The sequence below is a fragment of the Bradyrhizobium sp. UFLA05-112 genome, from assembly GCF_053572325.1.
Genome location: NZ_JBANBK010000012.1, coordinates 16,295 through 37,678, shown reverse-complemented (window position 1 = coordinate 37,678; position 21,384 = coordinate 16,295). Strand labels below are relative to the sequence as shown.

General features: G+C 62.7%; 20 protein-coding genes. 4 read left to right on the top strand and 16 right to left on the bottom strand.

Annotation, left to right across the window (positions count from 1 at the left end; translation table 11 throughout):
- Position 1 precedes the first annotated feature (1 nt).
- From SO180_RS09445 to SO180_RS09395, 11 genes are all read right to left on the bottom strand, one after another.
- Positions 2-2,086 carry an adenylate/guanylate cyclase domain-containing protein gene (locus SO180_RS09445; RefSeq protein ID WP_449378534.1) on the bottom strand — a complete coding sequence of 695 codons (2,085 nt, stop codon included), beginning with the start codon at positions 2,084-2,086 and terminating at the stop codon, positions 2-4.
- Between the two features lie 24 nt (positions 2,087-2,110).
- Positions 2,111-2,500, bottom strand: coding sequence for a cyclic nucleotide-binding domain-containing protein (locus SO180_RS09440; protein WP_449378533.1), 390 nt, complete (start codon positions 2,498-2,500; stop codon positions 2,111-2,113).
- Positions 2,501-2,579: 79 nt separating this feature from the next.
- Complete coding sequence (locus SO180_RS09435) at positions 2,580-3,611, bottom strand: HAD family hydrolase (RefSeq protein ID WP_449378532.1); 1,032 nt, start codon at positions 3,609-3,611, stop codon at positions 2,580-2,582.
- Between the two features lie 75 nt (positions 3,612-3,686).
- Positions 3,687-5,330, bottom strand: coding sequence for an arylsulfatase (locus SO180_RS09430; RefSeq protein ID WP_449378531.1), 1,644 nt, complete (start codon positions 5,328-5,330; stop codon positions 3,687-3,689).
- Between the two features lie 29 nt (positions 5,331-5,359).
- Positions 5,360-6,307, bottom strand: a complete 948-nt coding sequence (locus SO180_RS09425; RefSeq protein WP_449378530.1) for a formylglycine-generating enzyme family protein — start codon at positions 6,305-6,307, stop codon at positions 5,360-5,362.
- A 188-nt stretch (positions 6,308-6,495) separates the two neighbouring features.
- Positions 6,496-6,915 (bottom strand): response regulator, encoded by a 420-nt coding sequence (locus SO180_RS09420; RefSeq protein ID WP_449378529.1) that lies wholly within the window; start codon positions 6,913-6,915, stop codon positions 6,496-6,498.
- A 133-nt stretch (positions 6,916-7,048) separates the two neighbouring features.
- The gene (locus SO180_RS09415; protein ID WP_449378528.1) at positions 7,049-7,666 is read right to left on the bottom strand and encodes a response regulator; all 618 of its coding nucleotides are present in this window, start codon (positions 7,664-7,666) and stop codon (positions 7,049-7,051) included.
- 8 nt (positions 7,667-7,674) lie between these two features.
- A complete protein-coding gene (locus SO180_RS09410; RefSeq protein ID WP_449378527.1) occupies positions 7,675-8,778 on the bottom strand; it encodes a sensor histidine kinase in 1,104 nt (367 codons plus the stop codon).
- An 853-nt stretch (positions 8,779-9,631) separates the two neighbouring features.
- Complete coding sequence (locus SO180_RS09405; RefSeq protein WP_449378526.1) at positions 9,632-11,494, bottom strand: ABC-F family ATP-binding cassette domain-containing protein; 1,863 nt, start codon at positions 11,492-11,494, stop codon at positions 9,632-9,634.
- A gap of 48 nt (positions 11,495-11,542) precedes the next feature.
- Positions 11,543-11,725, bottom strand: coding sequence for a hypothetical protein (locus SO180_RS09400; protein WP_254094860.1), 183 nt, complete (start codon positions 11,723-11,725; stop codon positions 11,543-11,545).
- A 194-nt stretch (positions 11,726-11,919) separates the two neighbouring features.
- Positions 11,920-12,168 carry a sulfur globule protein precursor gene (locus SO180_RS09395; RefSeq protein WP_449378525.1) on the bottom strand — a complete coding sequence of 83 codons (249 nt, stop codon included), beginning with the start codon at positions 12,166-12,168 and terminating at the stop codon, positions 11,920-11,922.
- A gap of 296 nt (positions 12,169-12,464) precedes the next feature.
- Here SO180_RS09395 and ndk point away from each other — a divergent pair, with 296 nt between their 5' ends.
- Both ndk and SO180_RS09385 read left to right on the top strand, forming a co-directional pair.
- On the top strand, positions 12,465-12,887 hold the full coding sequence (gene ndk / locus SO180_RS09390) for a nucleoside-diphosphate kinase (RefSeq protein ID WP_027522612.1): 423 nt from the start codon (positions 12,465-12,467) through the stop codon (positions 12,885-12,887).
- Between the two features lie 15 nt (positions 12,888-12,902).
- Positions 12,903-13,763, top strand: coding sequence for a TerC family protein (locus tag SO180_RS09385; RefSeq protein ID WP_449378524.1), 861 nt, complete (start codon positions 12,903-12,905; stop codon positions 13,761-13,763).
- Positions 13,764-13,856: 93 nt separating this feature from the next.
- Here the strand turns inward: SO180_RS09385 and ppx are convergent, their stop codons facing one another.
- The 4 genes from ppx to SO180_RS09365 form a co-directional block, all read right to left on the bottom strand.
- Complete coding sequence (gene ppx, locus SO180_RS09380; protein WP_449378523.1) at positions 13,857-15,359, bottom strand: exopolyphosphatase; 1,503 nt, start codon at positions 15,357-15,359, stop codon at positions 13,857-13,859.
- A gap of 15 nt (positions 15,360-15,374) precedes the next feature.
- A complete protein-coding gene (locus SO180_RS09375) occupies positions 15,375-17,564 on the bottom strand; it encodes an RNA degradosome polyphosphate kinase (RefSeq protein WP_449378628.1) in 2,190 nt (729 codons plus the stop codon).
- A 161-nt stretch (positions 17,565-17,725) separates the two neighbouring features.
- On the bottom strand, positions 17,726-18,403 hold the full coding sequence (locus SO180_RS09370; protein ID WP_449378522.1) for a P-loop NTPase family protein: 678 nt from the start codon (positions 18,401-18,403) through the stop codon (positions 17,726-17,728).
- 92 nt (positions 18,404-18,495) lie between these two features.
- Entirely contained in the window at positions 18,496-19,038 is a 543-nt protein-coding gene (locus SO180_RS09365; protein ID WP_449378521.1) for a CDP-alcohol phosphatidyltransferase family protein, read from the bottom strand.
- A gap of 153 nt (positions 19,039-19,191) precedes the next feature.
- Between SO180_RS09365 and purM the strand changes: the two genes are divergently transcribed.
- Entirely contained in the window at positions 19,192-20,265 is a 1,074-nt protein-coding gene (purM, locus tag SO180_RS09360; RefSeq protein WP_449378520.1) for a phosphoribosylformylglycinamidine cyclo-ligase, read from the top strand.
- A gap of 5 nt (positions 20,266-20,270) precedes the next feature.
- A complete protein-coding gene (gene purN / locus SO180_RS09355; RefSeq protein ID WP_449378519.1) occupies positions 20,271-20,924 on the top strand; it encodes a phosphoribosylglycinamide formyltransferase in 654 nt (217 codons plus the stop codon).
- A gap of 87 nt (positions 20,925-21,011) precedes the next feature.
- On the opposite strand, the gene SO180_RS09350 is transcribed toward purN, so the two are convergent.
- A complete protein-coding gene (locus SO180_RS09350; protein ID WP_027523877.1) occupies positions 21,012-21,215 on the bottom strand; it encodes a cold-shock protein in 204 nt (67 codons plus the stop codon).
- Between the last annotated feature and the right edge of the window lie 169 nt (positions 21,216-21,384).

Genomic DNA, 21,384 nt, shown 5'->3' with positions numbered 1-21,384 from the left:
CTTATACACATTCGAGGTAGATTCCAGCCAGCACGTCATCCGGACGCTCTCGGGCAAACGTATCCAGGGCCTCGAACGCGCGCATCCAGTCCCGGCTGGAGTATGCCTCGTAAGCATTGTGCCAATCGCCAGCGAGCCGCAGCATCGCTGGCGTGGCACGACAGTCCTCCGGACCTTCCAGGGCACCAAGTAGTTCGAACACATCAAACGAGTTTTCGGCTCCCTTCGGCTGAATCCTGTCGACGCGACGAAAGAGAAACTCGTCCGAGCAGGTTTCCGCGATTTGACCGCTCGCCAGAATTTCGGTCCCGTAATATTTGTTCAGTCCCTCGATTCGAGAGGCGACGTTCACTGTGTCGCCGATTGCAGTGTAGTCGATCCGGTCGGTCGAACCTACGTTGCCCAGAATCGCGTCACCCCCGTGAAGTCCGAAACGGGTGTGCCAGGGCACAAGGCCGAGTTCTTTCCAGCGCTCGCACAGGCGATGAGCGGCTGCTCGGCACCTGAGCGACGCGCGACAGGCCACATGCTGATGGCGAGCGACCGGCTGCGGTGCGTTCCAGAACGAGAAAATTGCGTCGCCTATGAACTTATCGACGGTGCCTTGCTCGCTGATGATCACGGAGGCGAGCTCTTCAAAATACGTCGATAGATTCATCATCAGATCCTTGGCGGGAGTGACGCCGGCCATCGACGTGAAATCCTGAACATCAGTGAACATGATGCTGATGTTGCGAGTCTCTCCGCCGACCGCGACCACGCTCTCGCTTTGCAGGATGTCCCTCACGAGTGCCTTCGGCACGAACTTCGACACCTCGCGGATCGTGCTCTTCATCCCGGACATCGACCTGATCAGGACGTTGATTTCGCGGACGCGCGAGTCGAACCCGATCGGATCGTCCAGCCTGAACGATCGGATCAGGTCGGCCTCGCCCGCCAGTCTCATGACGGGCCTTGAAATCGAATGCGCCAGATAGGCAATCGCCGGCAGAGATAGGACGAAAATGAGAAGCGCGGCAGGAATGCTTCGCGCAGCCGCACCTGCCAATGTTCCCAGGAAATCCGAAAGCGGAGCCGAATAGAGCACGAAGAACACACCTCCGTCGCGTGCAACCTGGCGAACGACGGTTGCGAGGTAGTCCGCACCGGCAGCACGGAAGCGAACCAGGGAATAGGGACCGTCCTGATCGAATATCCGCATAGCCTCCCGGACGACCGGATCGGAAAGATCTCCGACTCTGGCAACGTTGATCGCTTCGGCTTTCCCCGTGCCGGACGACCTGAACATCTGGCTGGGATCGGAATGAGCCAGGACCCGCTTCTCCTCGTCGAATGCCACGAAGCGATGTTGTTCATTGAGCGTGGCGGACCGGACGTAGGCCATCAATCGGTCAAGCGTGATGTCAACGCCGACCGCGCCGCCCTCAAAGGCCTTCGCGAGCGTCATTCCAGCTTGTGACGTGGTGGCGAAGATGTACGGCACATTCCGGATAATCTTCTGGGGATGCGCCCTGGCGTCGCGATACCAATCGCGACGGCGGGGATCGTAGTCGGCGTCGTTGCTCCGCGTGCCCAACTGATGCCGGCCGGCATCGAGAAATCGCCAAGTCTCCGTGCGCGTGCCCGCGACATTGTGACGGATTTCCTGTATCGCGAAGCGCGTCGCCGGCGGCCCGCCGATCCCGGCAACGAAAGCAACCTCCGTCTCCGAAATCGACAGGATCTGGAAGTAGTCTCCATCTTCGTAGCCGACGTAAGCTGCCGATATCTGCGGGTTCAGCGTCAAACTGGTCAGGATAAGGGCCTGAATCGAGGTCTTCAGCCCGTCAAACTCCTTGACGGATGGATCCTCGCTGAGCTGTGCCGCTATCAAAAAGGCAGGGGCAAAAAATCCCAACCGCCGCTCGTTGATCCGGTCGATCGTTGCCTTGAAGGTGTCCGTGGCTGCCTTGATGGCCGTTCTGCGCGTTTCGACGTAGTTGGTGATTGTCAGTGCAGTTCCGAGGAGCAGCGCTGCCAGCACAAACAACGTGAGCACCGTCACGAAGATCGGGATATGGGGGCTACGAGCTGATGCAGAGCGCATGGTTTTGAGCTCCACTCAGAACGACTACGTGGACAGATCAATGATGCGCTTAGACAGATAGTCGACCCAGTACCGGAGGAACGGATCGGCCTCCGCCAGTTTCTGCTTGAGCCGGCTCTCGCTGATGGCCAAGAGCTCGCATCCATTTCTTGTGTAGGCCGATGCGGCGCGCTGCGCTCCTGCCATCAATGCGTGCACGCCAAACATCTGGCCGGGCTTCAGCTCGGTCACGGCACGCTCCTGATCGGTTCCAAACCGGAGAAAAATGGTCACATCGCCCCGAAGCAAGACATACGCGATCGTTCCGGTTTCGCCTTCCGCGAAGATCGTCGAACCTCCAGGATAGGTCCTTCGAGCCAAGCCTTCCCGAATCGATGCGATCGGAGCGTCCGTCGTTTTGGGTTCGATGATCATGGCAGGCCACCCGTTTCTACCAAGCTCTAACGACAGGCCAACAGCGCTCGGAAGAGCATCCCGATTGAAGTTGGATCGTTTACTTCCCTGCGCCTTCCGCCGGAAAGATCTGCTTCCAGTCCTCCTTCATGTCGACGATGGTCCATCCTCGCCGCTTAGCCTCGTCCCATACCTCGTCGAGTTTTCCAACTTTGGATTGCCGGTCATAGGCGTACTCCCGCGCGCCGTCCGTGTGGTGCACGATGCCGGCAAAACGGGGACCTTGCCCGGCCATCGTCCATTGCAGCATTTGAAGATCACCGTCAGAGTTGCCGAAGGCGAGGATCGGCCGGTGGCCGATGAAGCGGTTGATACCGACCGGCTTTCCGGGGCCATCGTCGACGAATTCGACCTTGGGCTGCTTGATTAGCTCGGGAGTGCCGCTGGGTCCGAGTTGGAACTTCACCACGCCGGACGAACCGACGACCTGTTCGGGAGGAATACCGTAGGTCCGCTCGGCGAATACCCGCATGAACTCGACGCCACCGCCCGATACTATAAACGTCTTGAAGCCGTTTTGACGGAGGTAGGCGAGGAGCTCGAGCTGCGGCTGGTAGACCAGCTTGTCATAGGGCTGATTGAAACGCGGGTGGCGCGCCGTCGCTAACCAATCAGCAACCGTTCCGGAGAAGGCATCGGTTGTCATCTCAGCGTGGCTGACCGCCACGATTTCGAGCAGCCCCTTCTCGCCGGCGGCCTCCAGTCCCTTCGCGTCGTCCTCGATCGCCGCCTTGAATGGCTGCATGTCCTTCCATTCCGGATGCTGCGGCATCATCGCTTTGATGCGATCAAGTGCGAACGCGAGCTGAAAATAGACCGGCTGCTCAGACCAAAGCGTCCCATCATTATCGAAGACCGCGATGCGCTCGGCGGGGCGCACAAAATCCGCGCTGCCTGGCGTAACCACGCGTGCGACGAAATCGGTGATTGATCTCTTCGCCGCACCGTCGTGCCAGGACGGCAGCGGGTCGGATTGCGCTGACGCATCGTGGCTTGCAAGCAGGCAAGACGTGGCTCCAAGCAACGCGACGAGAATCAAGCGTCGGGTCGCTTGCTGCATGCTGGCGGTCATGGCGATCTCCCGTTGACCGGAATCCCTTGGAGCGCCGGCCAGCCTAAACGCAGGTCGGCGCTCCGTTTGCGGCTTTCAACCGCCGTGCGCGCTCTCCAATTGACTCATGATCTGATCGACGCTGAAGCTTGACGGCTTTTGCCGTGGCGGGAAGTCCTTGAATGTCGCGACAAACTGCGCCACGAAGGCTTGCGCCGGAACAAACAAGAATGCCCGCTGCATCGTCCAGTCGTAGTAGGTATTTGATGTGATATCCGCGCGCTCGTAGGGATCCGTTCGCAAGTTGAACAACTTGGGCAACCGCCGGCAGACAAACGGTTCTCCCCAAAGATCGAGGGTACCGGGCGTCTTCTGCTCACAGAACACGACCTTCCAGTTTTGATAACGTATCGCTACGAGCTCGGCGTCGTCGTTGATATAGAAGAACTCCTTGCGCTCGGATTTATCCTGCTGGCCAGTGAGGAACGGCAACTGATTGTAGCCGTCGAGATGGACCTTGAACGTCTTGCCCATCGAGCTGTAGCCGGTCAGCAACTTGCTCTTTATTTCGGGCTCGCCGACCGCGGCCAGCAACGTCGGGAACCAGTCGAGTGCGGCGAAGACTTCGTTGCTGACCTGTCCCGGCTTGATGCGGCCTGGCCAGCGGATCATCGCAGGAACGCGGTAGGCGCCCTCCCAGTTGGTGTTCTTCTCACTGCGGAACGGCGTCATCCCGCCGTCGGGCCACGAGTTCATGTGTACGCCGTTGTCCGTCCCATAAATCACGATAGTGTTGTTGCCGATGCCGAGATCGTCGAGTGCGTTGAGCAGGCTCCCGACGTCCCCATCGTGTTCGAGCATGCCGTCGATGTATTCACTCAGACCGCTGCGCCCCCTGTATTCCGGCCGCACATGCGTGTAGAGGTGCATGCGCGTGGCATTCCACCAGCAGAAAAACGGTTTGTTGGCCTGTACCTGCCGCTTGATGAAGTCGATCGCGGCGTTGGTCGTCTCGTCGTCGACCGTTTCCATTCGTTTCCTGGAAAGCGGGCCAGTGTCTTCGATGGTCTGCGTGCCGACCTTGCCGAACCGCGGATCGACGGTTGGGTCGTCGCGGTCGGTGGCCCTGCATTTGAGCACGCCGCGCGGACCGAATTTGGCCTTGAACGAGGGGTCCTTCGGATAGTCCTCGCGCTCGGGCTCTTCCTCGGCATTGAGATGATAGAGGTTGCCGAAGAATTCATCGAAGCCGTGCACTGTCGGCAGGAATTCGTTGCGATCGCCGAGGTGGTTCTTGCCGAATTGGCCGGTGGCGTAGCCGAACGGTTTGAGCGCCCCGGCAATGGTGATGTCCTCGGAACGCAGGCCGAGCGCGGCGCCAGGCAGGCCAACTTTGGTCATTCCGGTGCGCAGACCGGATTGGCCCGTGATAAACGATGCGCGTCCCGCAGTGCAGCTCTGCTCGGCGTAGTAGTCGGTGAACATCAAGCCTTCATGGGCGATACGGTCGATGTTCGGCGTCCTATATCCCATCAGGCCGAACGAATAGGCACTGACGTTGGCCAATCCGACATCGTCGCCCCAGATGACGAGGATATTCGGCCGCTGTCCGGACGGAGCGGGTTGTTGCGCCTGTGCCTCGCCCACCTGGAGCTGCCCGGCAGCGGCAAGCGCGGAGGTCGCTGCAAACGCGGTGCTACCCAGCAGAATGCGGCGTCGGTTCAGGGTTGCGTCCTTCATTTTGATTGCGTCTTGATCGCTATTCGCACTCATGCTTCGCTCCTTTTGCGGATGACACAACGAAAGCCGACGTGAGTCGTGGAGGTATCGACCGGCTCAGCGTGGCGAGCGGCCGGGCGGTAGCGGCGGCAGTAGTTCGGGGCGCAGAGGTGCGAGCCGCCCTTCAGAGCTTTTCGCGGGATCTTGATATTGGGCTGGCAGGGATCGTAGCTCTGCTGTTGACATCCACCGCGTGGGTTCTCTGGAACGCAACAGGCCTTCGGCGCATCGGCTTCGTGGCTTGGCGTGTACCAGTCGCTGGTCCATTCCCAGACGTTGCCGATCATGTCGTAGACGCCATAGGCGTTGGGCGGAAAAGCGATCACCGGCGAGGTGAGTGCGAAGCCATCATCGCAGCGATTCTGATGCGGGAAGCTGCCCTGCCAGGTGTTGGCCATGTGCTTGCCTCCTGGCGTGAGCTCGTCACCCCAGGCGAACTCCGCGCCATCCAGGCCCCCTCGCGCAGCGAATTCCCATTCAGCCTCGGTTGGTAGGTCTTTGTCGACCCAGTGCGCGTAAGCGAGCGCATCGGAGTAGGCGACGTGCACCACAGGATAATCGTCGAGATTGGCGATACTGCTCTTCGGACCGTAAGGGTGGCGCCAATCGGCACCTTTCATGAAGGTCCACCATTGGCTCCAGTCGTGGAGGTCAACCGGTCGCTGGGGAGGCACAAAAACAAGCGAGCCGGCATAGAGCATATGGGGCAATGCACCCGGATAGTCCTTCGGATCGGGCGGGATTTCAGCAAACGTGACGTGGCCCGTCGCCTTCACGAATGCCTTGAACTGACGGTTCGTGACCGGCGTACAGTCGATCCAGTACGGATCAATTGCGACACGGTGCACAGGAGCTTCCTCCGGATAGTGCTGGTTCGAACCCATTCTGAACGTGCCACCGGGGATAAGGGTCATGCCCTTGTGGTCAGTCGTCAACATCGGCGTTGTCCTCGCATCTCGAAGTGCCGGCTCCGGTGGCGGGCAACGGGGCTCGTGCGCGGTCATCCGGGCGAGACCGCGGAGCCGCGACCGTTGCAAAAAGGGAATTGATCATTCACCGTGCCTCTCGATCTGCTCCACCGCCTTATCGGCAGCCTTCTTTTTGTCGACTTGAATCTCTTTTGCTCTCAGTCGCTCCTCAGCCCGCCGCCGAGCGCGGTTCGCGCGGAAGATGAAACGTATTTCCCCCCTGCAAGAACGGTTTCGACCGCGTCCACCAACTCGTCGCCTGCATCGGATTTCACGACATAGCCCCGCGCACCTTCCGCGAGCGCTCGCAGGATGATTGCGGGTTCGTGCAGAACAGTCGCGAAGAGGATGAGGGACTGCGGACGCGTGTCCAGGATTCGGCGCGCTGCCGTCAATCCGCTGATGCCGGGCATCGCGATATCGCTGATGATGAGGTCGGGAGCCTCGAGACGCGCGGCCGCGATCAGGGCCTGTCCATCGGGCACGACGTGGACGTCGTAACGGGAGTCGAGCAGGGCTTGCAGGCGCTGAGCCATCTCGGGGTGATCCTCTGCCAAGATGACACGTATTCGCCTCATGTCCGTCTCGGCGGTTGGCGGTGCCTTGAGTTCGCGCCAAACCTACGCGTCCAAGCAAACGAACACATCGGGGAAAGTCGAAACTTCGAGCGTGGATATCACGGGGCAGGGGCACCCGGATTTCCCGGTCATCTCACTCGGGAATGAGACCTTGTTTGATGGCAAATTTTACCAAATCGGCAGTGCTCTTGACGCCGAGTGCTGCAAGTAACTGGCTCTTGTGATCTTCCACTGTTCTCACGGAGATCCCAAGCTGGGCGGCGATCTCTTTCATGCGATTGCCCTGCGCGATCAGCCGCAGCACTTCCAGCTGGCGCGACGAGAGCGAGGATCTACCGGCATCGGCGGAGCGTGACATCGTCTCCAGCACGTCCTTGGTGATATGTGGCGTTAGATAGATACGGTCTGCCATGACTGCTCGGATCGCGTCGAGCAATTCCTCTCCGGCGGCTGCCTTGAGAAGGTAACCGCATGCGCCGTCGCGTATCGCCTGCGTTGCGAGTTGTGGTTCGGTGTGAACCGTCAGGAAGATGAAACGAGCCTTCGAGCCTCCTGCCTTGAGCTGGCGAAGGGCCTCCAGTCCGCTCATGACGGGCATGGTGACATCGGACACGACGATGTCGGGTTTCAATCGCTGCACGGCCTCGACGAGCTGTTTTCCATTGTCGACTTGCGCAACGAGGTCGGCGACTTCGCCGACCAGCCGGCCGAGCCCTTCCGCGACCATCACATGGTCATCAGCGAGGATCACGCGCGGTCTCAATGCAATCCCCCGGCCGGAATGCAGATGGTGGCAACGGTGCCTGCCTTCGGTGCCGACTTGATCTCGAACGTGCCGCCCAGCATCCTCACGCGCTCGCGCATGCTCAGAAGCCCGAGGCCGCACTGGCTGCCGGAGGCGTCAGCGTCGAAACCGTCCCCGTCGTCGGCAATCCTCATCACGATTTGACCGTCCTCGCGCGCGACCGAAATACGCCCGGTCCGGGCATGGGCGTGCTTGGCGATGTTGCGCAGTGCTTCCTGCGCAACCCTGTACAGGCACAGCTTGACGTCGTCCCTGACCGCCGTACAGCCTTCGGCGACATCGAGATCGATCGATGTGTTCGAGTCACGGGCGATCTCTTCGCAGCGTTCGCGCAACGCCTCTGGCAAACCTGCATGTTCGAGCACACCCTGATGCAGACCATGCGAGAGGTCGCGCATATCTTCCGCCAGATCGACTGTCAGCCGCTGAAGCTGCGACAGTTCGGCCCTGATCGGCTCCTGCGATCCCGGGAGACGGCGTCTCAGGCTGCTCAATCCGATTGACAGCGAGGCGACGCGCTGGCCGACATCGTCGTGCAATTCTCGTGCGATCCTCCGACGCTCTTCGTCTTGCGCATGAATCAGTCGGCCGGCAAGGTAGCGCAGTTGCTCATAGCTGGTCCGCAGCGCGCTCTCCTTCGAGCGATTGTCTTGCTCCGCCGCCCAGCGGCGCGATCGCTGCGCGATGAGGGCGGCTATGAGGAGCGACTGGAGGACGATGAGGGAGCCCGCTCCGATGATGTAGCGATGATAGAGCTCCCAAGCGCCGGGCGCCTTGAAGAGAACCACCGAGCCGGGCGGAAGATTGCTCTCGCTCAGGCCCCAACGTTGCATGGCCTGGTAGTCGACCCGGTAAGCCGCTTCGGAGCTGGTTCGAGGAGGAATCGAGGTTGGGTCCTTGCCTGCAAGAATTTCGCGCGCGATGTCGCCAGCGGTGCGGCCCATTGCTTCGTAGCTTTCGCTGAACCCGCCGATAAAGCCTCTCACCGGATAGGGATAGGGTGCATAAATCGGTGCCGACGAAGACTTGATGAGCTGGGCCGCGACCTCGGACGGCATCAGTGCCCTCCCGGCGCCGTCGCGAAACATCGAAAGGAGAATGACGATCGAGTCGCTAGGGATCTCGGCGACCTTGGCGATGACTTCGTCGTAGCGCAGATCGAACAGATAGGTCGTCTCGAGCTTACGATCTCGCGCCTCGACGGCTCTCCGAGCGATCGGTTGCCATCGGCGGTCGACAAGACCGCTACCTGCAATGACGAAGAGGCGACGCGTATCCGGTTGAAGGCGCTCGGCCAGAGCGATGGTTCCATTCAGATTTGCGTCGAGGTCGACAATGTGGCCGGTCACGTCAGACGGCGGCTTTGCAGCCGAGTAGCCCTGCCGTGAGACACCGAGAAACACGACGGGAACATGAGGCGCGAAATCATCCCGGTGCTGTATGACAACTGTCTCTTATACACATTTCTGCGGCGACCGCTCCAGTATACGGCTGCGCGCGGCGTCTGAGGCCATGGACGTGGCTGGAAATGTGTAGTTGTAGGAATGCAAGATCAGAATGTGCTTCGCTGTCTCGTCCGCGTGGCTTGGCGATCCGAAATACAGCAAGCTGCACAGAAGAAGTCTTCTCGTTTTGTGGAGCCCAATAGGGGCACGCAAGCGCCAGAAACTGTGAGGCTTCGCGCGGCACATCGAGAAAACCTCGGCTTTCATCGATCCGGCAAGGCTATCGCGTAGCAAAGGCGGTGAGATGTGCGATCTGTGCCATCAACCAATTTGTCGCGGTCGATGACCGGCTCGGCGGATCAGATACTCATCGCCGACGGTTTTAGAGGTTGAGGTATTATTACACCTCTACTTTGCATGGGGTTGTTTTTCAGATTTTTGGTGACGGCCTAGCAGCCGCGGAGCTCTAACCCGCCGCCTCGTCATATTGCGCGCTGGCCTCGAGCCATTGCTCCTCAGCCCGCGTGAGCGCGTCGGCGGCGTTGGCGCGTGCTTTGGAGAGCTGCGCGGCCTGCTTGGGGTCGCGGGTGAAGATGTCGGGGAGGGCGAGTGCGGTATCGATCTTGGCGATGATCTCGCTGACGCGCGCGATCTCGGCCTCGGCCTCTGCGATGCGCTTCTTCAGCGGGCCACGATTGTCCGATCGCGCCCGCTGCGGCTTCTCGCTTGCGCCATTGCGCTCGCGTGGGCCGTTATCCACGCTTGCCGCCGACAGCACCACGCGCCGGTAGTCGTCGAGATCGCCGTCATAGTTCGTCACCGTGCGGTCCGCGACCAGCCAAAGCCGCTCGGCACAGGCCTCGATCAGGTAGCGGTCGTGCGAGACCATGATGACGGCGCCGGGAAAGTCGTTGATCGCCTCCGCAAGCGCGGCGCGGCTGTCGATGTCGAGATGGTTGGTCGGCTCGTCCAGGATGATCATGTTGGGGCCGAAGAAGGTCGCAAGGCCCAGCAGCAGCCGCGCCTTCTCGCCGCCGGACAGCTTGCCGGCCTTGGTGTCGGCCGCCTTGCCGGAAAAGCCGATCGCGCCGGCGCGCGCGCGTACCTTGGCCTCGGGCGCATCGCCCATCAGCTTGCGGACGTGGTCGTAGGCGGAGGCATCCTCGTTCAACTCGTCGAGCTGGTGCTGCGCGAAATAGGCGATCGACAGTTTGTCGGCGCGTGTGACCCTGCCGGAGAACGGCGTGAGCTTGCCTGCGAGCAGCTTCACCAGCGTCGACTTGCCGTTTCCGTTGGCGCCCAAGAGCGCGATGCGGTCGTCATTGTCGATGCGCAAGGTGACGCGGCTCAGCACGGGGGTCGCAGGATCATAGCCGACCGAGACGTTGTCGACGGCGATGATCGGTGGCGACAGCGTCTTCTCCGGCGGCGGGAAGCTGATCTCGTGCACGTCCTGCGTCACCAGCGCCGTGATCGGCTTCAGCCGCTCCAGCATCTTGACGCGCGACTGGGCCTGACGCGCTTTGGAGGCTTTGGCCTTGAAGCGGTCGACGAAGGCTTGCAGGCGTGCCCGCTCGGCCTCCTGGCGCTTGACCTGCTTGGCATCCAGCATTTCCCGCGCGGCGCGCTGCTCCTCGAATGACGAGTAGCTGCCGCGATAGAGCGTCAGCTTGCCGCGATCCAGGTGCAGGATCTGGTCGACCGAGCTTTCGAGGAGATCGCGGTCGTGGCTGATCACGATCACGGTGCGGGGATAATGGGCGAGGTGGTCCTCCAGCCACAGCGTGCCTTCGAGATCGAGATAGTTGGTGGGCTCGTCAAGCAGCAGGAGGTCGGGCGCTGCAAACAGCGTCGCGGCAAGCGCCACGCGCATCCGCCAGCCACCGGAGAACTCCGAGCAGGCGCGCAACTGGTTCGCGGCCGAGAAGCCGAGGCCGCTGAGAATCGCAGCCGCGCGGGCAGGGGCCGAATGCGCATCGATGTCGACGAGCCGGGTCTGGATCTCCGCGATGCGATGCGGGTCGTGCGCGGTGTCGGCCTCGCGCAGCAGCGCGTCGCGCTCGAGATCGGCCTTGAGCACGACCTCGATCAGGCTTTCCGGGCCGTCAGGCGCCTCCTGTGCCAGGCTGCCGATGTGCCAGCGCGGCGGCAGCGCGACCGAGCCATGCTCGGCGGCGAGCTCGCTGCGGATCACTTTGAACAGCGTCGACTTGCCGGTACCATTGCGTCCCACCAGGCCGACGCGCGAACCGGGCGTGATCTGCACGGAGCTCTGGTCGATCAGGAGGCGTCCGGCGAGGCGGACCGAAAGGTCGGTGATGGTGAGCATGCGGCCTTGTCACCGCAGCGCGAGGCAAACGCAACCCCGTTGTTACGCCTAGTTCTGCGGATCGCGGTCGCGATCCCGCTTGCGCAGCTCGTTCACGAGGTGCTCGAGATATGTCGGAAGCCGCGGCTCGGGCCGTAGGCTCTGCTGGAGCCGTTCGCCGATGGCGTCGCAGATCGATCGGCTGGTCCGCCGGTCCATCTGTTCGCTGTCGTTGGCGGATTGGCGAGGCATCGCGGGTTCCATCGTGAAAAGCAAGGACACCCTACCAAGTCACTGTCCGCGAAATAGTTTCGGTCCCGATGGGGACCGCCTTTCATTCTCGTAAAAATTGTATGAGCGCGGCAATGTGCGCTCAAGGCAAAGCCCCGGCGGGTGGGGGACGCCGGGGCTTCTTCTGGAAGTTCTCTTGGAAGGTGCTGACGGGCTCAGTAGCAGCGGTTCACCAGCCGCCAGCGGGGTCCCCAGGGGGTCGGGACCAGCTGGCGCACATAGCAGCCGCCATAGCCGTAGGAGACGGGGCCGCCGGCATAGAAACGCGGTGCGCCCCAGCCCCAGCCATGGTGCCAGCCGCCATGCCAACCGCCGCCATACCAATGGGCGGAGGCAGAGGTCGGAGCCAGCGCGGCACCCAGCCCGACCGCGGCGACTGCAGCAAGCGAAAGTTTCCTCAACATCGTGATCTCCTCAAAACTGCCGGCGCGGGCCTGCGCGTCGATGGAATGGCCGCCGAAACGCCTCTTGAAGGGCAGAACGCGTCTCGATGGCCCCGACATTAAGCCGGTGATCCTGAACCGGGGCCTGAATGGACGTTGCAGATTGGGTTCATCTCGATGAAATAATAGTAATTAAGGAATCCGGCCCCCGCGGCGATCCGCCTGTGAGGCCCTTTTGGCCGGTCGCTTGCCGTTCGCCGATCGCGCCGATATAAGCCCGGCAACTCCAAATCACCCCCCTTCTCAAGGACAGAACCATGGCGATTGAACGCACCTTCTCGATCATCAAGCCCGACGCGACCGAGCGTAACCTGACCGGTGCGGTCAACGCCGTGATCGAGAAGGCCGGCCTGCGCATCGTCGCCCAGAAGCGCATCCGTATGACCAAGGGCCAGGCCGAGACCTTCTATGCCGTGCACAAGGCCCGTCCGTTCTTCGGCGAGCTCGTCGAGTTCATGACCTCCGGCCCCGTGGTCGTGCAGGTGCTGGAAGGCGAGGGCGCGATCGCCAAGTACCGCGAGGCGATGGGCGCGACCGACCCGTCGAAGGCGGCCGATGGCACCATCCGCAAGCTCTACGCCAAGTCGATCGGCGAGAACTCGGTGCATGGCTCCGACGCCCCCGAGACGGCCGTGATCGAGATCGCCCAGTTCTTCTCGGGCAACGAGATCGTCGGCTGATCGGAAGGACGCATTGTGAACTGGCTCTGGCAGATCTTCGACCCCGCCACGCTCGGGTCGTTCTTCACCCAGTTCCGCAATGAAATGGCCGAGCCGGCGTTCTGGGTCGCGGTCGGCAAGATCATCTGGATCAATATCCTGCTCTCCGGCGACAATGCGCTGGTGATCGCGCTTGCATGCCGCGGGCTGAAGCCGCGGCATCGGTTGTGGGGCATGGTGCTAGGTGCGGGGGCCGCTGTGCTGCTGCGCATCGTCTTCACCGGCATCGTCGCGAGCCTGATGGCGCTGCCATACCTCAAGCTGGTCGGCGGTCTCGCTTTGATCGTGATCGCCGCCAAGCTTTTGGTGCCGGAGAACGAGGACGAGGACGACGTCGCCTCGGCCTCGCATCTGTGGCAGGCGGTGCAGATCGTCGTTGTCGCCGACATCATCATGAGTCTGGACAACGTGATCGCGGTTGCGGCCGCCGCCAATGGCAGCGTGCCGCTCCTGGTCCTCGGCCTTGCGATCAGCGTTCCCCTGATCGTGGCCGGCGCCGCGCTGATTATGGCGCTGCTGTCAAAACTGCCGATCCTGGTCTGGGCCGGCGCGGCTTTGCTCGGCTGGATCGCCGGCGAGGTGATCGCGACCGATCCGGGCGTCGAGCCGAAGCTGCATGCGCTGTCCGACGGTCCGGTCGGCGTATCGCTGGACACGCTGCTTGCGGGCTTGCGCATCCCGCCGCAATTTGCCCATGGCGGCGCGGGTGCCGAATATCTCTGCGCCGTGCTCGGCGTCATCGTCGTGCTGGTCGTCGGCTATATCTGGCGCCGGCGCAGCCTGCATGTAGCTGCGCTCGAAGCTTCCGAACGCCACGCCAAGGTGTCGGCTGAATAAACTTTATCGTTTGAGCATGATCTCCGCGCAAACGCGTTCCGCGTTTGTCGCGAGGGGAAAACCGCTGCACACTTTTCCGGATCGTGCTCTAGTCTAACGCCTTACGATCGACCCCGAGCGGCCGACCAGACGGGCGAGCTGCTTGAAGCGGCCGCCGACGCGATCGGCGACGAGATCGCCGAGGCGGTGCTCGAACACCAGCATCAGCTTGCGGCCAGTGCTGCGGAAATGGGTGGCGGGCAGCACGCCGGGCCGGGCCGCCGAGATCAGATGCGCAACGCGGAACGCGGCGCCCAAGAGCCGCGCGCGCTCGAGATGCGCAGGCGTGAGCAGCTCCTGCATCGTCAGCGGCGGCTGGTTCTCTTCGCTCAAGCCTGCATAGCGATAGAACACCGACAGGCCGACGAAGGCGCGGCCTTCGTGGCTGATCGCGCCGAAATTGCCGTTTACCACGAGGCTCAGCGTCTGCTCGCCGCGGTGGTCGGGATGGACGCGCCAGCCGATGTCGGAGAGCAGACACGCGGTGTGGCGAAGCCTGCGGTCCTCTTCCGTCTCGCGCAGCTTCACCACGCGCACGAAGCGGTCGGTCCACTCGATCAGCTCGCGGGCATGGCGCGCCGAGCGCGACATCAGTTGGTTCAGCTCTTCCGCAGCGCAGATCAATCCGTCCTTGGCACGTTCGGCTTCCGACAGCTTCTCGTGCAGCAGGCCTTCGCGCACGCCGAAGGTCGAGAACGCGATCGTCTTCGGCCGGGCGACGCGGATGATGTGCTCGAGCACCAGCGCGGCATAGGTGAGGAGCGGCCGCCGCGCGTCGGCGACTACTTCGATGTCGGCGAGCATGTTGGACGCAACCAGGCGCCGCAGGCGTCGCGCAAAATCCAGCGCATCCGCCGCCGGTATCGAATAGCCGTGCATCACCTGGAGCGGATAGCCGCTCTGGATGATGTGGATGCGGGCGAGTGCGCGCCATGTGCCGCCGACCGCATAGAAGGTGCGGCCATGCCCGGCCTTGAGCTGCGCCACGGCGTCGAGTTCCTCGCGCACGATACGGTCGGCGCGCTTCAGCGATTTATGCGCGAGATCCTGCAGGGCGAGCCCGCCCAGCGGCAGCGTCACGCCGCTGCGCACGCTGTTGCGGTGGACCTCGACGAGCTCCAGCGAGCCGCCGCCGAGATCACCGACGATGCCGTCGGGGTGGTGGATGCCGGAGACGACGCCGAGCGCCGAGAGCCGTGCCTCGCGCGGGCCCGACAGGATCTCGATCTTCACCGCGCAGATACGCTCGGCCTTGGCGATGAAGTCGGGGCCGTTGGAGGCGTCCCGGCACGCGGCAGTCGCGATCGCAAAGACGCGGCCGACCTGCATCACGCGGCAGAGTGCCCGAAATCGCTTCAGCGAGGTCAGCGCCTTGTCGACCGCGTCGGGCGCGAGCAGACCGGTGCTCTGCACCTCGCGGCCGAGGCCGCAGAGCGTCTTCTCGTTGAAGATCGGAATGAGGCTCCGCGCCAACGCCTCGTAGACGACGAGACGAACCGAGTTGGAGCCGATATCGATCACCGCGACGCTTGCGCCACGTTTGCGCGGCCGTGTCACGGCAACAATCCCCAATCAGGACTGATGACGTTCGTTCCGGCGCGTGAGACGCCGCGGCGAGGATTCCTTGAGCGACTTTCCACGGCCAGACAGACTCGGATTTGTCATGAAGTAGTTGTGCACGTTGAAAGGCTCCTCGCCCTTCGCGGCTTTCATACGCGTTGACGATCCATCGGGCAACAATTGCCAGCTCTGCTCGTTGTCCTTCAGATTCGCGACCATGATCTGTTCGAGAACCTGCTGATGTACCGTTGGATTTTGCAGCGGGCACAGCACTTCGACACGGCGATCGAGATTGCGCGGCATCATGTCGGCTGACGAGATATACACAGCCGCTTTCGCGCTCGGCAGGCCCTGGCCCATGCCGAAACAGTAGATTCGACCGTGCTCGAGGAAGCGCCCGATGATCGACTTGACGCGGATGTTCTCTGACAGGCCGGGGATACCCGGCCGCAGGCAGCAGATACCGCGCACCACGAGCTCGACCTGGACGCCGGCTTGAGACGCCTCGTAGAGCGCGTCGATGATGTCGGGGTCGACCAGGGCATTCATCTTCATCCAGACCGCGCCAGGCTTGCCGTGCCGTGCATACTCGATCTCGCCCTGGATGTGCTCGAGGATGCGCTTGCGCAGCGTCAGCGGCGATACCGCCATCTTGTCGAGATCGCTCGGTGCCGCGTAGCCGGTGATGAAGTTGAACACGCGCGCAGCGTCGCGGCCGATGGTCGGGTCCGAGGTGAAGTAGGAGAGATCGGTGTAGATGCGCGCGGTCACCGGATGGTAGTTGCCGGTGCCGGTGTGAACATAGGTGGTGAGGCTGCCGCCCTCGCGGCGCACGACCATCGAGAGTTTTGCATGCGTCTTCAGCTCGAGGAAGCCGTAGACGACCTGCACGCCGGCGCGCTCGAGGTCGCGCGCCCAGCGGATATTCGCTTCCTCGTCGAAGCGCGCCTTGAGCTCGATCAGCGCGGTGACGGACTTGCCCGCCTCGGCGGCCTCGGCCAGCGCGCGCACGATCGGCGAATTGTTGGAGGTGCGGTAGAGCGTCTGCTTGATCGCGACGACGTCGGGGTCGCGCGTGGCTTGCTGGAGAAACTGCACCACGACATCGAAGGATTCATAGGGATGGTGGACGATGAGGTCCTTTTGCCGGATCGCAGCGAAGATGTCGCCGCCATGCTCGCGCACGCGCTCGGGATGACGGGGCACGTACGGGGTGAATTCGAGGTCGGGGCGATCGAGGCGGGTGAGCTGCGACAGCTCGTTCATGGCGAGCACGCCGTCGACCAGGAACACTTCGTCATCGGCAGCTGAAAGCGCGTGCTGCACGAAGTTGCGCAGTTGCTCAGGCGTCTTGGCATCGACCTCGAGCCGGATCACCGATCCACGGCGGCGGCGCTTCAGCGCCGTCTCGAACACGCGAACGAGGTCTTCGGCCTCTTCCTCGATTTCCATTTCGGAGTCGCGGATGATGCGGAAGGCGCCCTGGCCGTGCACGGTATAGCCGGGGAACAGACGGTTGATGAAGAGTGCGGTAGCCTGCTCGAGCGGGATCAGCCGCGTCACGCCATCAACGGGCAGTTTGATGAAGCGGTCGATCTTGCCGGGCATGCGGATCAGCGCGTTCATCTGCCTGCCGTCGGCGGCGCGCGTGAGCTGCAGGGCGATGGTGAAGCCGAGGCTCGGAATGAACGGGAAGGGGTGGGCGGGATCGATCGCAAGCGGGGTGAGCAGCGGGAATACGTTGTGGAGAAAGTAGTCCTCCAGCCACGTCCGCTCTGCCTTGGTGACATCCTTGCCGTCCACCAGCACGATGCCGACCTCGGCAAGCGTGCCGCGCAGATCGCGCCAGATCGCCTGCTGGTCGCTTGCGAGTTGCGAGACGGTCCGGTTGATCAGGGCGAGTTGCTCGGACGGGGTCAGGCCGTCGGGGCTGCGCTCGGGGATACCCTCTCGGACCTGCGCCTTGATGCCGGCGACGCGGACCATGAAGAACTCATCAAGGTTATTCGCCGAAATCGACAGGAATCGCACCCGCTCCAGCACCGGGTGGTGGGAGTTGACGGATTCCTCCAGGACCCGGCGGTTGAAATGTAGCCAGGAGAGCTCGCGATTGATGAATCGCTCGGGGCTCGTGGCGATCGCCGGCAGACCCGTCGCTTCTAGTTCTTTTTCTTTGATTTCAATAGCTTGCGCGGAGTCCATGAGAAGTCGGTCCATATTGTCTCGCCTTACTTTGCGACTTACGCGCAAAACCGGCGGGAGCATGTGTTAATGCGATGACGTTTCGATGACATTGATGTTCCGCCGCTCGGCCGCGTCAAGCGGTCGAGGTGGGCGGGGGCCTGCAAAAGGGACTGGAAATGTCAGGCGTCGCGGAGCAGCTCGGCCGCCAGTGCGCGGGTCACGGGCCGGCCGAGCCGCAGGGCTTCGCCGTCGAGCAACTCCACGGCCCGCCGCGCGGCGGCGGAGGAGCGCTCCAGGCGGGTCGCGAGATAGCTGACCACGCTCTCATCCACGCTCAGTTGGCGGTCTGCGCAGAACTTGACGATCAGGCCGCGGAAAAGCTGGTCGTCCGGCGGCAGGAGCGACACCACCGGCACGGCGCGCAGGCGCGAGCGGAGGTCGCGCAGCTCGATATCCAGTGCCGCCGGTACCTCGCGGCCTGTGAGCAGGACGTAGGCGCCGTCCTCGCGCGCGAGGTTCAACAGATGGAAGAGCGCGCGCTCATCCAAATCCTTCGCTTTCAGGTCCTCGACGACCAGTGCGCCCGTGGCGAGCGCTCCAGGCACGGCGGCCGCAGTCAATGCATTGGCGGTAGTGGAGCGGGCGCCCGCCTCTTCGGCCCAGATGGCGGCGAGGTGGCTCTTACCTGAGCCTTCGGGCCCCGCCAGCCACATGATCCGGTTTGGCCATTCGGGCCAACCGGTGATCAGGGCGAGACCGGCGGCGTTGGCGGGGCCTTCGAGAAAATTGTCCCGGCTCAGGCTTTCCGCATGCGGAAGCGAAAACGCCAGTTGTCGGGGATGAACGCGGCCTGCCACGCTTGCTTTGCTCCATGCCGGACGGGCCGGCTTTGTTCGAAGAGATTCGACCTATCGGGCGGGAGTTGGCCTTTTGCGGGGCCGCATCCCCCTCATTTCGCCTCGATCGTGCTCATGTGTCGCAGCCACTCGACGAGATAGAGCGACACGGAGGAGAGCGTGAAGACCGTGACGAGGCCCATCAGGATTATATCATAGGGTCCGGGGTTGAAGCCGAAGGCAAGGGAGGCCAGCACCAACGCCGCATACGCCACCTGGGCTGCAGTGTTGAGCTTCGACACTTTCGACGGCTTCATCTCGACCGGCTTGTCGAACAGCCAGGAGACGATCACGGCGGCGACGATCATGATGTCGCGGGAGACCACCAGAATCACGATCCAGCGCGGGATGTCGCCCCAGATGCCGAGTGCCAGATAGATCGAGACCAGCAGCGCCTTGTCGGCGAGCGGATCGAGCAGGGCGCCGAGCTCGCTCCTCATGTTGAAGCGCTTGGCCAGGAAGCCGTCGACGGCGTCGCTGATGCCGGCGATCAGGAAGACGGCGAACGCCACCTCCATTTGGCTCGACACAATCGCCCAGACGATGATCGGGACCAGCATAATGCGGCCCAGGGTAATGATGTTCGGAATACTCACGCGGCGCTTCCCGGCACCCGGTGTGACCTCGAATCCGGCCCTTTGGAGGCTGAACCGGTTGATATCTACATAGTATAGCCTCAGGCCTCTTGCGAGCCATTGCGCAACCCTCGAATTCGACGTAACCAGCCGCAAATCCACTGGAAATCCGGCATGACCGACCGCAAAAACGGCCTTACCTACGCCGATTCAGGCGTCGACATCGATGCGGGCAATCGCTTGGTCGACCTGATCAAGCCGATGGTGCGCGCCACCGCGCGTGCCGGCGCCGATGCCGAGATCGGCGGTTTTGGTGGCCTGTTCGATCTCAAGGCAGCCGGGTTCAAGGACCCGGTCCTGGTCGCCGCCACCGACGGTGTCGGCACCAAGGTCAAAATCGCTATCGAGACCGGCCTGCATGGCGGGATCGGCATCGACCTCGTCGCGATGAGCGTCAACGACCTCGTGGTGCAGGGGGCTGAGCCGCTGTTCTTCCTCGACTATTTCGCCTGCGGCAAGCTCGACCCCGAGGCTGCTGCGTCGATCGTCGCGGGCGTTGCCGAAGGCTGCCGCGAGTCAGGTTGCGCATTGATCGGCGGCGAGACCGCCGAGATGCCGGGCCTCTACAAGGACGGCGACTATGATCTCGCCGGTTTCGCGGTTGGTGCTGCCGAGCGCGGGACGCTACTGCCGCGCAAGGATATCGCCGCGGGCGATGCAGTGATCGGGCTCGCGTCCTCGGGCGTGCATTCCAACGGCTTCTCGCTGGTGCGCAAGATCGTCGAGCAGTCCGGCCTGGGCTTCGAGGCCCAGGCGCCGTTTGCGCCGGTCATGACGCTCGGGGGGGCGCTGCTCGCGCCGACCCGGCTCTATGTCAAATCCTGCCTGCGCGCGATCCGCGAGACCGGCGCGGTGAAGGGCCTTGCCCACATCACCGGCGGCGGCTTCACCGACAACATCCCGCGCGTGCTGCCGAAACATCTCGGTGTCGGCATCGATCTCGCCCGCTTGCCGGTGCTGCCGGTGTTCAAATGGCTGGCGGCGCAAGGCGGCATCGCCGAGCTCGAAATGCTGCGCACCTTCAACTGCGGCATCGGCATGATCGCGATCGTCGAGCCGGATGCCGCCGACAAGGTGATCGAGGTCTTCACCGATGCCGGCGAGACGGCGGCGCAACTCGGCACTGTGATCCCGGCCGAGGGCGAGCATCGCGTCGTTTATAACGGCCAACTCGATCTGTCGCTGTAAAACCCATGAAGCGCCGTGTCGCCATCCTGATCTCAGGCCGAGGCTCCAACATGGCGGCGCTGATCAAGGCCGCCGCCGCACCGGATTTTCCGGCGGAGATCTCGCTCGTCATTTCGAACAAGGCCGCCGCACTGGGCCTGGAGAAGGCGAGGGCGAGCGGCGTAAAGACGCTGGTGATCGAGAGCAAGCCGTTCGGTAAGGACCGCGCCGGCTTCGAGGCGGCGCTGCATGCCGCGCTCGACCAGCACGGCATCGAGCTGATCTGTCTCGGCGGCTTCATGCGGCTGTTCACGGCAGAGTTCACGCAAAGCTGGTACGGACGAATGCTCAACATCCATCCCTCGCTGCTGCCGTCCTTCCCCGGTCTTGATCCGCACGGCCAGGCTTTGCGCGCGGGCGTCAAGCTGTCCGGCGCGACGGTGCACTTCGTGATCCCCGCGACCGATGCCGGCCCAATCGTGATGCAGGGCGCGGTTCCCGTCAGCGACAACGACACGGCGGATACGCTCTCCGAACGTATCCTCGAAGTCGAGCACCGCATCTATCCCGAAGCGCTGCGCCTGCTTGCGACCGGCAAGGTCCGAATCGACGGCGATGTCTGCAAGACGGGGGGGAGCGGCGGCTCGGAGAATTTCTTGATCTCGCCGGTGGTGAGCTGAAGCGCCATGCAGGCTTGAGCCACAAACGAAATCCCCCGGGCGGAGCCCGGGGGAATTCATGCGTGTCAGTCGATCGTGGGCAGAAAGTCAGTGAACCCTGAGGTTCTCCGCCGAGGTCTTGCCGCGGTTCTCCACGAGATCGTATTCAACCACCTGATTTTCATTAAGGGTGGTCAGCCCAGCGCGCTCGACTGCGGAGATATGGACGAACACGTCCTTGTCGCCGCCATTCGGCTTGATGAAGCCATAGCCCTTTGTCGGGTTGAACCATTTGACGGTGCCCTTTTGCATCGCCAGTCTCCTCCTTCAGACATAAAAAAGACGCGGTCACGTCTTTGCGCGTGCCACGCCACAAACGGGCTTCCGGAAGTCTGTTCGAGTCTTGAGTCTCAATGTCGCGAAACGCACAGTCGAGCGGCCAAATCCGATTGTGCCGGATATTGCAACATGAAAATCGCGC

Coding starts and splice junctions, on each gene's coding strand:
- SO180_RS09445 (WP_449378534.1), bottom strand. CDS start 2,086: ATGCGCTCTGCATCAGCTCGTAGCCCCCATATCCCGATCTTCGTGACG.
- SO180_RS09440 (WP_449378533.1), bottom strand. CDS start 2,500: ATGATCATCGAACCCAAAACGACGGACGCTCCGATCGCATCGATTCGG.
- SO180_RS09435 (WP_449378532.1), bottom strand. CDS start 3,611: ATGACCGCCAGCATGCAGCAAGCGACCCGACGCTTGATTCTCGTCGCG.
- SO180_RS09430 (WP_449378531.1), bottom strand. CDS start 5,330: ATGAAGGACGCAACCCTGAACCGACGCCGCATTCTGCTGGGTAGCACC.
- SO180_RS09425 (WP_449378530.1), bottom strand. CDS start 6,307: ATGTTGACGACTGACCACAAGGGCATGACCCTTATCCCCGGTGGCACG.
- SO180_RS09420 (WP_449378529.1), bottom strand. CDS start 6,915: ATGAGGCGAATACGTGTCATCTTGGCAGAGGATCACCCCGAGATGGCT.
- SO180_RS09410 (WP_449378527.1), bottom strand. CDS start 8,778: ATGCCGTCCGAGGTCGCGGCCCAGCTCATCAAGTCTTCGTCGGCACCG.
- SO180_RS09405 (WP_449378526.1), bottom strand. CDS start 11,494: ATGCTCACCATCACCGACCTTTCGGTCCGCCTCGCCGGACGCCTCCTG.
- SO180_RS09400 (WP_254094860.1), bottom strand. CDS start 11,725: ATGCCTCGCCAATCCGCCAACGACAGCGAACAGATGGACCGGCGGACC.
- SO180_RS09395 (WP_449378525.1), bottom strand. CDS start 12,168: ATGTTGAGGAAACTTTCGCTTGCTGCAGTCGCCGCGGTCGGGCTGGGT.
- ndk (WP_027522612.1), top strand. CDS start 12,465: ATGGCGATTGAACGCACCTTCTCGATCATCAAGCCCGACGCGACCGAG.
- SO180_RS09375 (WP_449378628.1), bottom strand. CDS start 17,564: ATGGACTCCGCGCAAGCTATTGAAATCAAAGAAAAAGAACTAGAAGCG.
- purM (WP_449378520.1), top strand. CDS start 19,192: ATGACCGACCGCAAAAACGGCCTTACCTACGCCGATTCAGGCGTCGAC.
- purN (WP_449378519.1), top strand. CDS start 20,271: ATGAAGCGCCGTGTCGCCATCCTGATCTCAGGCCGAGGCTCCAACATG.
- SO180_RS09350 (WP_027523877.1), bottom strand. CDS start 21,215: ATGCAAAAGGGCACCGTCAAATGGTTCAACCCGACAAAGGGCTATGGC.